The sequence below is a fragment of the Porphyromonas sp. COT-239 OH1446 genome (genome assembly GCF_000768875.1).
Taxonomy (GTDB): Bacteria; Bacteroidota; Bacteroidia; order Bacteroidales; family Porphyromonadaceae; genus Porphyromonas.
On sequence record NZ_JRAO01000003.1, the window covers coordinates 17,958 to 33,047 of the forward strand.

Here is a 15,090-nt window from a genome sequence, read left to right on the forward strand (position 1 = left end):
ATTCTTGTGAGATAGTGTTGAATAGTTCTAAAAAAACTTGGTGTAGGAGGCTGTCAAGATGTCCTGAGGGTCAAATGCCCCCCTCGTCCGAGGTCGGAAGCTATAGAGACTGGCCTCGATCATGCGTACCATAGGGAGCTTCTCCTCATTCGGATGATAGACGAAGCCCTCGATGACGTAGACCTTACGAGCCTCTTTGTCCACGTATGCTTGGCAGACGAAAGGGCCTCCCATCATGCTGCCCCCCTCCATCTTCCATAGACCTCGGAGCTCTCCTCTGAGCCCTCCGGCCTTGGTAGATACCTTGCGATGCAGCAGGCCATAGAATTTCTCTGTAGCTGGATAGCTCCCCTCAAATTCGCCCACGATATTCTCCCTGAGGACGGAGTCTCGACGGGCGACCATCTCATCTAGACCGATGCTCTCCGAGGAGATATAGGGATAGCTGTAGACGAGGATGTCGTGTCGGCGGCGTATGGCGTTGTTCGAGAGCCAAACGAAGTCTTTGCCGACCTTGGAGCTACGAATGTCTCGAGGTACATTGAGCTGATAGGCGAAGGTGCTATCGACCAACTCGAGGGCACGCTGGCTATAGTCCTTGCGAAGGACTTGAGCCAGGCGAAAGAACTCATGTCGGGCAATCATATTGGTCATAGCCTCGCTATTAGCCTTGACATAGGCATTCACCGAGTCGAGCGAGGGGCTCTGTAGGCGCATCACGAGCTGCCCCGAGGCCCACTCATCATAGCCGTACTTGAGGGAATTGATGCTGAAGCGTTCGGCATCAACATCGACGATGAAAATATTGCGGAAGTAACGGACAAAGTCTGTGAATGCCCCAGGGGTTACGTGAGAAACGGAGTACGAGGGCTCGTTCTGAGGCAAAGAGGGGGCAGGAGCCTCAAGCATATTGAGCAGCAGGCTACCCGTGTAGGTGTCGTAGTGCTTATTTTCTATGACAAGCATTACCTCACCTGGTCTACCAGAGGCCTTTACGAAGCCCGATCCTCCTCCCGATGAGCAGGAGCTATATGCTGTGGCGAATGCCAGTGCACCCAGCACAAGAGCAACGCCTCGATACCATTTCTTCTTCATAACCTGTACGCTAGCTTGGAGTAAATGTATTCTATGACTGCGAAGATACAACTTTATCTGCCCACGATCACTACATTTGCAAGGACAACATGATCCCTGCCCCGATGATAGCTAGCACATACCACGTCCCTAAGGACTACGATCTCTATGCCTTAATTGGTTACCCCCTGGGGCATTCCTTCTCGGCGACTTATTTCTCACAATTCTTTGCCGAGCATGGCATTCGAGCACGTTACCAAGCCTTTGAGCTACGAGAAGCCTCCCTCATGCTGGAGCTGATCCAGGCTCACCCGAGACTACGAGGGATCAACGTTACCTCGCCACACAAGCAGGCAGTCCTGCCCCTGCTAGACGAGCTCACCCCACTGGGCCAAAGGGTCGGGGCTGTGAATGCCATACGGGTCGAGCGACGGGTGGGTGGCGAGGCTCGCCTCGTCGGACACAATACCGATGTCGAGGGCTTCGTAGACTCTCTAAAATCTCGACTCTCCACCCTAGCCCCCGAAGCTGAGGCTCTCATCCTCGGCACAGGTGGGGCTGCAAGGGCTGTGGCTCTAGGCCTCGAGATGCTGGGCATACGCTATCGGTATGTCAGTCGAGAGCCGCAGACAGAGGAGGTACTTGCCTACACAGATCTCAAGGGCGAGGATCTTGCCGATCGCTACCACCTCATCATCAACGCCACCCCCGTGGGTATGCCTCCTCGGCAAGAGGAGCTCCCTCCGCTAAGCCTAGAGGGTATCGGTGAGCAACATCTCTGCTATGACCTGATCTATAACCCTAGCCCTACCCGCTGGCTGAGTGCAGTCTCTGAGAGAGGGGCGAGGGCGATGGATGGGCTCGAGATGCTCTACCTACAGGCCGAGGCTGCCTGGCACTTCTGGCAGGGCTAATAGCCGAGGGACAAGGACAAAATAACGAGGGCGGACTACCACAGGTCTCTGAGATCAGTCAGAGCTCTGCGGTGGTCCGCCCTTGCACTATACCCATTGCTCTAATGGGGCAAATATATCGTTAGCCTAGAGGGCTCGCATAGGGGGCTTCACGATCTCGGCCTCGAGCTTGCGTCCTCTGACAACGATGTAGATGGGCGTCCCGATAGCACTATGTGCCTTGGTCACATAACCCATACCGATGCCCTGCTTGAGCGTGGGCGACATAGTCCCAGAGGTAACTACCCCGATCACATTGCCTGCCTCATCTGCGATCTCATAATGGCTACGAGGAATGCCCTTGTCTTTGAGCTTGAAGGCTACGAGCTTGCGCTCGATGCCAGCAGCTTTCTGAGCTTCGAGGGCGGCACGACTGGGGAAGTCCTTCCCGTCTACGAACTTAGTGATCCAGCCAAGACCAGCCTCTAGGGGAGAGGTCTCATCTGTAATATCATTGCCATAGAGGCAGAAGCCCATCTCTAGGCGAAGCGTGTCTCGAGCCCCGAGACCGACAGGCTTGATCCCCTCTGGTGCACCAGCTTCGAAGATAGCATTCCAAATCTTCTCCCCGTCCTCTGGGTAGAAGTAGATCTCGAAGCCACCAGCCCCAGTATAACCAGTATTGGAGATGATCACATGGTCGCAGCCAGCGAAGCGGCCCACCTTGAAGGTGTAGTAAGGGATCTCCGAGAGATTAACATCTGTCAGACGCTGCAGCACCTCGATCGCCTTGGGCCCTTGAACGGCAAGCTGACCGATGTTGTCCGAGCTATTCTCGAGCTCAGCCCCAACTCGATTGTTTTTGTTGCACCACTCCCAGTCCTTGTCGATATTCGCGGCATTGACCACGAGCATATACTTCTCAGGTTCGTAGTGGTAAACCAGCAGGTCATCCACTATCCCTCCCTTGTCATTGGGGAAGTAGGTGTACTGAATATCGCCTACCTTGAGCTTGGAGGCATCGTTGGAGGTAATGTCTTGGATGAATTGCAGGGCGTTAGGGCCTTTGACCCAAAACTCACCCATGTGCGATACATCAAACACCCCTACCCCCTGGACGACAGTCATATGCTCGTCGATAATCCCTGTGCTGTACTCGATAGGCATGTTGTAGCCTGCGAACTCGTGCATCTTGGCTCCGAGAGCCTGATGGATCGCTGTAAACGGAGTTGTCTTCATGATGGAGAATACCTTGTTGTTGTAGCGTTAGAAATGTGAATTGATTTGCGGATAAAGGTAGCAAGTTCCTCCGAATATCAATAGCCCTTGAGTAAGTTTTTATTCTTCGAGGAGATCCTACCCCTACAGCCCACCCCTCTAAGGGTAGATCTGCGAGAGACTCGAGAGCGTAACTGCGACGACGGAGGGAGGTCGGTCGAGGTCTCGAGAGAGGCTCTACAGAGATCCAAATAGGAGCTCGATCGAGATCTAAGTAGGAGCTCAATCGAACTCCTACTTATGTCGCCACTGCGATCCTACTTGGATCATTTCACCCCCCTAATGAGGGCGGAGGTACACTCCTCGAAGAGACAAAAAATAGTCCCAACCCCGCCGACTGGCAGAGTTGGGACAAGAGAGGTATCGAGCCAGGGAGGGCTAATGCTCGGAGCTGACCAATAGCTTATTGTGGATCATGCGACCATGAAACTCCTGGATGTAAGCCTGTAGCTTGGGCAGAAGCTCTGCCACGAGAGCTGGCGAACTGTCCTTGAGGTTGTGCTGCATCCGCACGTCCGTGCTCAGATCATAGAGACCCTTAACCTCTGAACCATCGTACTGGAGGACATGATTGCCTAGCACCATTTGGTAGGTATCATTGAGGCCGAAAACTGCAAAGTGGGCACTAGTAGGGTCGAAGATATTATGGCCAAACGAGATGATCGGACGCTCAAGACCCATCAAGGCCATCAAAGTGGGGAAGAGATCTGCCTGCTGCACGATGGTCTCAGTATCTAAGTGCGCCAATTGCCCCGACGGATCATGCAGGATAATGGGAATGCGAAAGACCCCAACAGAATTCTTGTAATGATCCAGGTCTCCCGAGATCGAATGGTCGGCCACGATGACGAAGAGTGTATTGTCGTACCAGCTCTGTGTCTTAGCCTTTTCGAAGAAGCGGCGCAGGGCTAGATCCGTGTAGGCCATCGAGCGATGCTGAGGGATCTTACCCTGGGGGAGGATCTTGTCGTATCGCTGAGGGGTCTTCCAGGGGGAGTGCGACGAGGTGGTAAATTCGGTTACGAAAAAAGGCTCTTTGAACCCTCCGATCTTATTGACCATGAACTGGAGAAACTCTTCATCCCAAATCCCCCAAGTACCATCCCAATGAGCGTCATTGGCATACTCATCACGCCCCCAATAAGAGTCGAAGCCAAGCTGCTTAGCCATGGCATCGAAGGACATAGATCCGTTCGTCCCATTGTGGAAGAAGGCACTGCTATACCCCTCTCGCTCGAGCTCTAAGACTATCGAATTGATCGCATTGCTGGCATAGGGCGAGGTGGTGAAGGAGACCATGGGCTTAGGCACAGAAGCTAGAATCGCAGGCATTGCATCGATCGACTTTGTCCCTCCAGAGAAGGACTTGAGTGAGCAATAAGAATGGGCTATGAGCGAATCTAGAAAGGGCGTATAACCCTGATAACCGTCGACATCTGGATTGAGACTACCAACCCACTCTCGGCTGAGTCCCTCCCAGATGATAACAACGACATTCTTCCCCTTAAACGAACCGAAATGGGGGGCTTCGGGATTAGCCTTCCGTACAGCACTGAAGAGGCTCTGAGCTTTCTGCTCATCGAAATAAACATGTTCGACGAGACCAGGCTTACCGAGGGTACGAATGATCGTGTAGGGAGTGTTGTGCACCATGGCTGCCTGCTGAGGCTGAGAGATGTAGACATTCGCACGATTGATATTCATCGCCCGATCGACCAATCGGAAGCCTCTAATCCCATAGACCACAAAGGTCATAAAGACGAGCAAGAGAGTCGAGTGCCCGAGGTAGTACCTCCACGAGGTCATACGCTCCTCCGAACGACGTACTCCGTAGCCACTCTTCTTGGGCTCTCTTAGTCCTACCAGCCGATAGAGCAAGATCCACAAGGCGATGAACCCAAGTGTCGAGAGGGTAATAGGCCAATAGTCTACGAGGAAATAAAGGAAGGCAAAGGGGTCTTCATTGGCAAACTCGTCCAATACACTGAGAGTCGTCCTCCTGAGCGTAAAGCGATAGTAGGCCACATCGGCCATATTGACCACGAGCCCCATCAGGTTAAAGGCAAAATAGAACACCGTGATCAGCCTCTGATAGCCCTTGCGCTCCCTCATACGTACAGGCCATAGGCTCAGCAAGATGACCAATAGATTGACATACATCAACCCCGCTACATCGTAGCGCAGCCCACCCCAAAAGAGCCGCCCCAGTGTGCTGGCACTATCAACAGCTAGAAGGTCGTGGTTATAAAGATAGAAGACGGCTCGGCAAAGCGTATAGATGAATAGAGCAATGAAGATCCGCCAAATCAATAGCCCGAAATGGCTAGCGAAGAACTTGGGCATCGAATAGGGGGATCGATGCCCCTTGAAAGCATAGCTAGAGTGAGATGACATCATACTTGTCTATGTCTATGAGGAGAATTAAGCATGAGTAGCACCGAGGTGCATCATTCGAGGACAAAGTTAAATACTTTTAGGAAGTCGAGCATCCAACCTCTACTCACACACATATCTCATCGCTTACTACTTGAGCAGATAGCGATAAATGTCATTAGCATTGGCATAGATCATGAGCAAGAGCATGATCACCAGGCCAACAGTCTGAATGCGCATCATCGTACGATCGCTGAGCTTCTTGCCCCCACGAAGGATCTCGATGAAGATAAATAGGATATGCCCTCCATCAAGAGCGGGAATAGGCAACAAATTCATCACAGCCAGGATGATCGAGAGGAATGCTGTTATGCTCCAAAAGTTAGCCCAATCAAACTGCTGAGGGAAAAGCTTACCCATCGTCCCGAGACCACCGACCTGCTTCACACCCTCTCGAGTGAAGAGCAGCTTGAGGCTGGATACATAATTAGATACCGTAGAGGTAGCTCGAGAGAGCCCCGCGGGGATCGAGCCCAGTAGACTATAGCGTATATCCTGGATTTGGTCTGCATAAACCTCCTGTAGCGGACGGAAACTAATACCCAATAGGCCAGTCGAATCGACAGGGATCTGCATCAGCTTCATCTCTTGAGCCTCCGCATCATAGAGGCCTACTTCGGCCATTCCCCCTCGGCTGTGCTTGAGTTGCTGGTACATATCTTCCAAACGCCCAACGACTACCCCATTGATTTGCTCAATGCGTTGCCCAGACCTTAAACCTGCCTGCAAGGAAGACTTCTTCACCACAGAATCGATGACAAAGGGGAAGCGCAGCGAGAGCAAAGATTCCTCAGAGGCCACAATACGCTCGAGCATATCGCTGGGTAGCTCAATTGTATAGATCTGACCATCTTGACGCAGGACTCGTACCTCACGAGCCATATAAATGTCCTGCACGAAGCGATTACTTAGGGCATTAAGCTCCTCTTTACTGTCAGTAGAGAGGATAATATCTCCATCCTTGAAGCCGACCTGATGCCCTACCTGGCTGAAGCTATACCCCCTCTTCAAAGCGGAAGAGCTCAGATATTTATCCCCCCAAGTGAAGGCAATCGCACTATAAATGAGCCAAGCCAAGAGGAGATTGAAGATCACTCCGCCCGCCATGATCAGCAAACGTTCGTAGGCCTTTTTGCTGCGAAACTCATCAGGTTTAGGGGTACTCTGTAGGCCTTTGGCATCGAGAGTCTCATCGATCATCCCTGCGATCGTACAGTAGCCACCTAGGGGAAGCCACCCCAGACCGTAGACTGTACCTGAACGCTTCGAACGGTACTTGAAAATGGAGAACCAGGGGTGGAAGAACAAGTAAAATCGCTCTACCCTAGCCCCAAACAATCGAGCGAAAGCAAAGTGCCCAAGCTCGTGAATGAAGACGAGTAGAGACAGTGATGCGAGTAGTTGCAGTACAGTATTCATAGAACAAAAATTTAGCGTGAATAATGAGGCAATAGAGCCCTAGCCTCAAGACGGATGCGCCTATCGGTCTCCTCAAGAGCCTCCAGGCTTAGGTCGGCCGTTGGGCGGTAGCTCTCAAGGCATCGACGAATGATCTTACTGATGGCTGGAAAGCTAATCCCTCCCGAGAGAAAGGCTGCGACAGCGATCTCGTTAGCGGCATTGAGTGCACAGGGGGCATTTCCCCCCAGTTGTAGGACCTCATAGGCCATCGTGAGGTTGGGGAAACGATCTACATCTGGCTTCTCGAAAGTAAAGCTGTGGGCAAAGAAGTCTAGACGCTCATAATCATTGGCAATACGCTCTCCTAGCCCAAGGGCATAGCCTATAGGCAAACGCATATCTGGCATTCCAAGCTGAGCCTTGATCGACCCATCCCTCATCTGTACCATCGAGTGGATAATGCTCTGAGGGTGAACTAAGACCTCGATACGCTCGGCAGGGAGGTCAAAGAGCCATCGAGCCTCAATCATCTCGAAGCCCTTATTCATCAGCGAGGCGGAGTCAATAGTAACCTTAGCTCCCATCTCCCAGTTCGGGTGCTTGAGGGCTTGGGCAGGGGTAACGAGCTCGAGTTCACTGGCAGAGAGCTTTCGGAATGGGCCACCTGAGGCCGTCAAGAGGATCTTCTCGGGCTGAGTAGTCTCCCCTACGAGGCATTGGTAGATAGCCGAATGCTCGCTATCAACAGGGATGATCCTCACCCCATGCTTTTGTGCCAGGGGCATAATCAGTTCGCCTGCTACGACGAGGGTCTCTTTATTTGCCAGGGCTATAGTCTTCCCTGCAGCAATAGCCGAGAGCGTGGGGCGAAGGCCAGCATAACCGACCATAGCTGTAAGCACGATCTCGATCTCCTCGTCTTGCATCACCTGCTCGATGGCAGCATTCCCCCCCAAGACCTCTGTAGGCAAGCCCGAGAGGGCCGAGCGCACCTCGGATAGATGTGTCTCATCGGCGATAACAACTCGCTCGGGAGAGAACTCTAGTGCTTGCTCGATGAGCAGACGATAATTCCTCCCTGCCGTGAGGGTATGGGCCCTCAGGCTATCCCTATTGCTGCGGATAATATCCAATGCCTGCGTGCCAATGGAGCCCGTGGCCCCTAGAATGGCAATATTGCGTGTCATAGTGTCTCTATTCTTATTCGAGTAACCCTGAGGGGATGTGCAGATGTAGGAGCTTCTGGTCTGGGGCTATACACTCAATCAGCTCTCGGGCGATGGGGAGGATGAGTTCCCCCCCTTCACCGTCTCTCTCAACAGAGAGCAAAGTATTGAGCGTAGTGTTGTCCACGTCAATAATCGTGCCAATGAAAGTATTTGTCTCGGCATCGATCACCCCATAGCCCACATAGTGGACGAAGTCCAGGAGGTCGACGGCAGCACTGCCATCCTCTAACTCAAAGCACTGTTTCGAGAGCCAAAGAGGTCGCCCGACATAGGCCTCAGCAGCCTCAGGGTTATCAATACCCCAAAACTTAATCAGGTCAATATCGCCTGCCTTGGTACGCCAGCTCTCCAAGCGCATCGGGATCAGCAACCCTTGCTCCTCCATCATGAGGAAGAGGGGTTCATCTCCCTCGACGAGTGGCTCTAGATCGACTGTCAGCTTGGCAGAGAGCTCCCCCTGCAGGCCATGAGCACGGCCAATAGAGCCAATGTATTCGTAGTCTTCCTTTTTGATCATTGGGTCGAGACGTAACGAGGGAGAGGGAAGGCGCACGATAGCAGCACAACCTCTCCTCTCCCTAATGGATCTACAAATTCCTATGCCAAGCGGCTAATCCTAGCACCCAAGGCATTGAGACGAACATCGATATGCTGGTAACCTCGGTCGATCTGCTCTATATTGTGGATCGTACTCGTCCCCTCGGCACTCATGGCCGCTATGAGGAGGGCAATCCCTGCACGAATATCCGGAGAGACCATCGTCGAGGCTCGGAGGCGATGCGCCTGACCCAAGCCAATTACCGTCGCACGATGAGGGTCACAAAGCATGATTTGAGCTCCCATATCAATCAACTTATCGACGAAGAACAGACGGCTCTCGAACATCTTCTGATGGATCAGTACGCACCCCTTAGCTTGAGTAGCCGTTACGAGGAATACGCTCAAAAGGTCTGGCGTAAGCCCTGGCCATGGAGCATCGGCGATCGTGAGAATCGATCCGTCCATAAAGGTTTCGATCTCATAGCTCTCGTGACGAGGGATATAGAGGTCATCACCCTGCTCCTCGATAGTGATCCCAAGACGTCGAAAGGCCTGTGGGATGATCCCCAGGTTGGGGATGCTTACATCCTTGATCCTCAAATCGCTCTGAGTCATGGCTGCCATACCGATGAAGCTACCAATCTCGATCATATCGGGGAGGATGCGATGCTCAGCCCCATGAAGAGCCTTAACTCCCTCGATCACCAAGCGATTAGAGCCAACCCCTTCGATTCGTGCACCCATCGAGATGAGGAGCTTACTGAGCTGCTGCAGATAGGGTTCGCAGGCAGCATTGTAGATCGTGGTTGTCCCCTCGCTGAGCGTCGCAGCCATGAGGATATTCGCCGTACCAGTTACCGAGGCCTCGTCGAGGAGCATGTACTTGCCCTTGAGCTGACGACCCTCCAGGATATAAGCCTGCTTGCCTGCGTCGTAGTCGCAGCTAGCCCCAAGCTCCATGAAACCAATGAGGTGGGTGTCTAGACGACGACGGCCAATCTTGTCGCCACCAGGCTTAGGAAAGATCGCATAGCCACAACGACCTAGGAGAGCCCCGACGGTCAAGATAGAGCCTCGTAGGGCTCGGCTCTTCTGAAGGAACTGCTCGCTGTGCAGATAGTCCATGTCCAGCTCATCAGCCTGGAAGCTATAGCTCCCCTCGGCCAACTTGCTCACCTTGACACCGAGATGCCTGAGCAGGTCGATCAGATTATTTACGTCCAATATATTGGGGATATTGTGGATCGTAACCACCTCGGGGGTGAGTAGGACTGCTGAGATGATCTGCAGAGCTTCGTTTTTGGCTCCCTGGGGAGTGATCTCTCCCTGAAGGCTGTAGCCTCCCTCGATAACGTATGATGCCATAGTGGCGGGTAATGATAGAGTTAGTACAGATTGTTGTTATTCTTTTGCTTAGCGGAGCTTGAGCATCTTCTTGGGGATCTTCTGCTTGCCTCCTCGGTCGATGCTGTTGGGGTTGATGACCAACTTGCAGTTCTCTGGAGTAAGCATAATAGCTCCATCAGAGAGGACGAAGAGATCCTTAAAGATGGTCAGATCCTCGACGGTGTCTCTATTCCAAGTCATATAGGATCGCTTCATCTGCAGGGCGATAAAATACTCCAGCATAGCACGCTGCTTGCCGGGCTCCATCTTACAGACTCGCTCGATCATGCCCTCGATGATATGGCCATAGTAGCGGAAGCGAGCCTTATGAGAGGTATAAGGCAAGCGGTCAATCTTGGCCCTAGCCTTCTCCTCGGTAATAGTCCCCTCTGGGTAATCAATATCTAGCTTAAAGTCAGAGATAATAGCTAGATGATCCCAGTAGATATTCTCCGCGCCCTCGGCCTCTAGATGGCTGGGCGAGAGTGCTCGCATGGCATGGATGATACGCTGAGCAGCACGATTGCGCTGATCACGATCCTCAATAGTCATGCAGTGTCGTACCATATTCTGCACATTGCGCCCGTACTCTGGCAGCGCAATGGGCTCTAACTTACTGTTATATTCCATAAAATAATTGGGTCGAATTAGTCCTGTAGCCTCTTCTTGATCGCCTCGGTAGCGGCTTCATAGCCGGGCTTTTCTAGGAGGGCAAACATATTCCCCTTGTAGGCCTCTACACCTGGCTGATTGAAGGGGTTTACCTCGAGCATATAGCCACTCAGAGCCACAGCCTTCTCGAAGAAATAGAAGAGCTGGCCGATGTTGTAGGCGTCTAGTCGAGGTAGAGAAATACGGATGTTGGGTACACCACCATCAACATGCGCCATACGAGTACCGAGCTCGGCCATCTTGTTCACCTCATCAACCCGCTTGCCAGCCAGGAAGTTCAATCCATCGAGATTGGCCTCATCATGGGGGATGCGCAGCTCATACTCAGACTGCTGTATCGAGATGATGGTCTCGAAGATCGAACGCTCACCCTCTTGAATCCACTGTCCCATAGAGTGTAGGTCGGCAGTCAGATCGACCGAGGCATTGAAGATTCCCTTGTGCTCCTTACCCTCGCTCTCGCCATAGAGTTGCTTCCACCACTCGGCGATATAGTGCATCTTGGGGTGATAGTTGCCCAAGATCTCGATCTTCTTACCCTCTGCATAGAGTGCATTGCGAGCGATAGCATACTGAGCTGCAGGATTGTCCTCTACGGACACAGAGCGATCCACTCGGGCCATCATGTCCCGAGCTCCCTGGACGAGGGCTCGAACATTGACCCCAGCCACAGCTAGAGGGAGTAGGCCCACAGGAGTGAGCACGGAGAAACGTCCACCCACATCGTCTGGGATAATAAAAGTCTTGTACCCCTCTTGATCGGCTAGAGAGCGCAAGGCCCCACGGGAGCGGTCTGTGATGGCAACAATGCGCTCACGAGCAGCCTCGCAGCCGACCTGCTCCTCGAGCAGAGCCTTGATGATGCGGAAGGCAATGGCAGGCTCAGTGGTCGTTCCACTCTTGGAGATATTGATGATCCCGAAACGCTTGCCCTTGAGGAAGCTCAAGAGCTCGCTCAGATAGTCCTCGCCAATGTTGTGGCCAGCGAAGAGAATCTGTGGGTGCTCATGCTTGTCCTTGAGCCACTCGAAGCTATCGCTCAAGGCCTCCTGTACAGCACGTACACCCAGGTAGCTACCACCGATACCGATGCTGACAACATAGTCGCAGAGCCCTCGCATGCGCTGGGCTGTCTGCTCTATATCTTGTAGATGCTCTTCGCTAATCTCAGCAGGCAAATTGAGCCAACCGAGGAAGTCGTGTCCAAGACCCGTACCCTCGTGTAGCTGAGCACTGTAGAGGTCGTACTTGCGAGCAAACTGCTCTAATGAGGAGGGGGAGACACTGGCCTTGATGCCACTAAGGTCTAGGCCTAACTGAGGTTGTATCATAGTGTAATTATTTTCTTTGATTTACTTAAACTGTTTGGAGAGTTGTGCTATGGCCTCATCGGGACGCTTGCCCTCATAGAGAATCTCATAGACCGTCTGACAGATGGGCATAATAGCCCCATAGTGTCGGTTGATCTCGTGGATACATTTAGCTCCAAAGTAGCCTTCTGCGACCATATTCATCTCCATCTGAGCCGCTTTGACGCTGTAGCCCCTACCGATCATATTGCCGAAGGTACGGTTGCGACTGTAGGAGGAGTAGGCTGTTACGAGCAGGTCTCCGAGATACACGCTCTCTGTAGCATCTCTCTGAACCAAATGAACCATATTGACGAAGTTGGTCATCTCCGCCACAGCATTGGAGATCAGCACCGACTGGAAGTTATCCCCATAGTTGAGCCCATTACAGATCCCAGCTGCTGTAGCATAGATATTCTTGAGGACAGCCGCATACTCGATCCCCACGACATCTCGGCTGATAGCACAGTGTACGTAGTCGTTGGTTAGAGCCTGGCTCATCCCCTTGGCCCGAGCAATGTCGAAGCAGCCAACCGTTAGGTAGGAGAGTCGATCCTTGGCGATCTCCTCAGCATGGCAGGGGCCCGAGACGACACCGATATGCTCCTTGGGCAACTCCTTGACTTGATGCAGGTACTCTGAGACGAGCATCACCTCGTCGGGGATCATCCCCTTGATGGCATTGATGACGGTCTTGGGCTTCAAGACTGAGTTGCGGATGCGCTTGAGATAGCCCTTGGCATAGGGCGAGGGCACGGCTATGATGATCGTGTCGCAAGAGCGAGCAAAATCATTGACATCGGACTCGGTGAAGAAGGTGATCCGATTGGTATCGAAGGGCACCGAGGTCAGATAACCAGGGTTATGCCCCAGGCGAATAAAATCCTTGACATGCTTGCTGGTGCGCATACACCAATGCAACCGAGGTTGGGTAGACAAGACAATCTTGGCAAGAGCCGTAGCCCAGCTACCACCTCCGATAATGCCTATCTGTCCAGGAAAACTCATAACTTCAAAAGGTTGTGTCCCCCCCTCTCTGACCCTCGCACGAGAGACACCCCTCGGGCTAGAGAAAGGAGGAGACCAAGTTTGCAAACCTAGGCCAACCAGCCTGCAACCTCGTCAAGGCTTAAGGCGGACAGCTCTAGCTTGTATTTCTTCTTAATGTCCTGTAGGGCCTGTAGCATACGCCCGGGCTTCTCCTCAGCACGCATGGCCTCGACAGTCAGATAGCCTGCCTTGTGCAGGACGGGGACCCACTCGGCAGGCACTCCGTGAGCAGCAAATGCCTCTGCCTTGTCTCGAGGGGCTACCTTCTCGGGACGCATCTGAGGGAAGAGGAGCACCTCCTGGATGCTCTCCTGACCTGTTAGGAGCATCACCAAGCGATCCATGCCGATGCCCATACCACTGGTCGGGGGCATACCATACTCGAGGGCTCGGAGGAAGTCGTAATCGATGTACATGGCCTCATCGTCGCCCTTCTCTGAGAGACGCAGTTGGTCCTCGAAACGCTCGCGCTGATCGATGGGGTCATTGAGTTCGGAGTAGGCATTGGCAATCTCCTTACCATTGACCATCAGCTCAAAACGCTCGGTTAGGCGAGGATTGCTGCGGTGCTCCTTGGTCAAGGGGGACATTTCCTTGGGATAATCAGTGATGAAAGTGGGCTGGATGTAGTGCCCCTCACACTTCTCCCCGAAGATCTCATCAATGATCTTGCCGACACCCATGGTCTCGTCCACCTCGACACCTAGTTGCTTGCAGGTCTTACGTAGCTCCTGCTCATCCATTTGGCTAATATCAACACCCGTGTGCTCGAGGATAGCATCGAACATGCTGATACGCTTGTAGGGAGCCTTGAGGTCGATCTCCCGATCCCCTACACGCACTCGAGTCGTACCCAGCACCTCGAGGCAGATATGCTCGATGAGCTGCTCGGTGAAGTTCATCATCCAGTTGTAGTCCTTGTAGGCTACATAGATCTCCATGGCGGTGAACTCAGGGTTGTGCGTACGATCCATTCCTTCGTTGCGGAAGTTGCGGCTGAACTCGTACACCCCCTCGAAGCCTCCGACGATGAGACGCTTGAGGTAGAGCTCATTGGCAATGCGCAGATAGAGAGGGATGTCCAGGGCATTGTGGTGGGTAACGAAGGGGCGAGCAGCAGCACCTCCGGGGATAGGCTGTAGGACGGGAGTATCGACCTCGATATAGCCTCGATCGTTGAAGAAAGAGCGCATCGAGTTGAATACCTTCGTACGCTTGAGGAAGATCTCCTTGACATGGCTATTGACTGCTAGGTCTACATAGCGCATTCGGTAGCGGGCCTCTGGATCGGTGAAGCCATCGAAGGTAACACCGTCCTTCTCCTTGACTGTAGGTAGCGGACGCAAGCTCTTGGCCAGGAAGGTCAAGCTCTCTGCATGAATCGAGATCTCGCCCATCTGCGTACGGAAGACATAACCCTCGACACCGATGAAGTCCCCTAGATCCATCAGCTTACGCACAAGACTGGTGTATAGGGTCTTGTCCTCGCCAGGGCAGAGGTCGTCTCGGGTAATATAAATCTGGATACGGCCCGTAACATCCTGGAGCTCCAAGAAAGAAGCCTTGCCCATGATACGACGGCTCATCACACGCCCAGCCACACGAACCTGTCTGCGGGGGGCATCGTCAGCGAAAGAAGACAGGATCTCGTCGCTATAGGCCGTAACGGGATATTCATCAGCTGGATAGGGATTGATCCCCAACTGCTTAATTTCCTCAAGGCTTTGTCTACGATAGATTTCCTGTTCGCTTAGTTCTAGTATATTTATATTCTTCATTGTCATT

Annotated in this window: 12 protein-coding genes; 1 reads left to right on the top strand and 11 read right to left on the bottom strand. The window is 52.8% G+C overall.

Features of this window, described 5'->3' with window-relative positions; all coding sequences use genetic code 11:
* Positions 1 to 27: 27 nt before the first annotated feature.
* Complete coding sequence (locus tag HQ37_RS00200) at positions 28 to 1,095, bottom strand: DUF4837 family protein (protein WP_052080637.1); 1,068 nt, start codon at positions 1,093 to 1,095, stop codon at positions 28 to 30.
* A gap of 104 nt (positions 1,096 to 1,199) precedes the next feature.
* Here HQ37_RS00200 and HQ37_RS00205 point away from each other — a divergent pair, with 104 nt between their 5' ends.
* The gene (locus HQ37_RS00205; protein WP_052080657.1) at positions 1,200 to 1,988 is read left to right on the top strand and encodes a shikimate dehydrogenase; all 789 of its coding nucleotides are present in this window, start codon (positions 1,200 to 1,202) and stop codon (positions 1,986 to 1,988) included.
* A 126-nt stretch (positions 1,989 to 2,114) separates the two neighbouring features.
* Here HQ37_RS00205 and gcvT read toward each other — a convergent pair whose 3' ends face one another.
* The 10 genes from gcvT to lysS all read right to left on the bottom strand — a co-directional run bounded on the left by gcvT (position 2,115) and on the right by lysS (position 15,074).
* Positions 2,115 to 3,206: a glycine cleavage system aminomethyltransferase GcvT gene (gcvT, locus tag HQ37_RS00210; RefSeq protein ID WP_036878626.1), complete on the bottom strand. Its 1,092-nt coding sequence runs from the start codon at positions 3,204 to 3,206 to the stop codon at positions 2,115 to 2,117.
* 417 nt (positions 3,207 to 3,623) lie between these two features.
* Positions 3,624 to 5,642: an LTA synthase family protein gene (locus HQ37_RS00215; RefSeq protein ID WP_081951688.1), complete on the bottom strand. Its 2,019-nt coding sequence runs from the start codon at positions 5,640 to 5,642 to the stop codon at positions 3,624 to 3,626.
* A gap of 126 nt (positions 5,643 to 5,768) precedes the next feature.
* Positions 5,769 to 7,097 (bottom strand): RIP metalloprotease RseP, encoded by a 1,329-nt coding sequence (rseP, locus tag HQ37_RS00220; RefSeq protein WP_036878628.1) that lies wholly within the window; start codon positions 7,095 to 7,097, stop codon positions 5,769 to 5,771.
* 11 nt (positions 7,098 to 7,108) lie between these two features.
* Positions 7,109 to 8,266 (bottom strand): 1-deoxy-D-xylulose-5-phosphate reductoisomerase, encoded by a 1,158-nt coding sequence (locus tag HQ37_RS00225; protein WP_036878631.1) that lies wholly within the window; start codon positions 8,264 to 8,266, stop codon positions 7,109 to 7,111.
* A gap of 13 nt (positions 8,267 to 8,279) precedes the next feature.
* The gene (locus HQ37_RS00230; RefSeq protein WP_036878634.1) at positions 8,280 to 8,825 is read right to left on the bottom strand and encodes a ribosome maturation factor RimM; all 546 of its coding nucleotides are present in this window, start codon (positions 8,823 to 8,825) and stop codon (positions 8,280 to 8,282) included.
* An 80-nt stretch (positions 8,826 to 8,905) separates the two neighbouring features.
* Positions 8,906 to 10,213 (bottom strand): UDP-N-acetylglucosamine 1-carboxyvinyltransferase, encoded by a 1,308-nt coding sequence (gene murA, locus HQ37_RS00235; protein WP_036878637.1) that lies wholly within the window; start codon positions 10,211 to 10,213, stop codon positions 8,906 to 8,908.
* Positions 10,214 to 10,261: 48 nt separating this feature from the next.
* Positions 10,262 to 10,864 (bottom strand): DUF4290 domain-containing protein, encoded by a 603-nt coding sequence (locus tag HQ37_RS00240; protein ID WP_036878640.1) that lies wholly within the window; start codon positions 10,862 to 10,864, stop codon positions 10,262 to 10,264.
* Positions 10,865 to 10,881: 17 nt separating this feature from the next.
* Positions 10,882 to 12,237, bottom strand: coding sequence for a glucose-6-phosphate isomerase (locus HQ37_RS00245; RefSeq protein WP_036878642.1), 1,356 nt, complete (start codon positions 12,235 to 12,237; stop codon positions 10,882 to 10,884).
* A gap of 21 nt (positions 12,238 to 12,258) precedes the next feature.
* Complete coding sequence (locus tag HQ37_RS00250) at positions 12,259 to 13,263, bottom strand: NAD(P)H-dependent glycerol-3-phosphate dehydrogenase (protein WP_036878644.1); 1,005 nt, start codon at positions 13,261 to 13,263, stop codon at positions 12,259 to 12,261.
* An 89-nt stretch (positions 13,264 to 13,352) separates the two neighbouring features.
* Complete coding sequence (gene lysS, locus HQ37_RS00255) at positions 13,353 to 15,074, bottom strand: lysine--tRNA ligase (protein ID WP_200879441.1); 1,722 nt, start codon at positions 15,072 to 15,074, stop codon at positions 13,353 to 13,355.
* Positions 15,075 to 15,090: the final 16 nt, after the last annotated feature.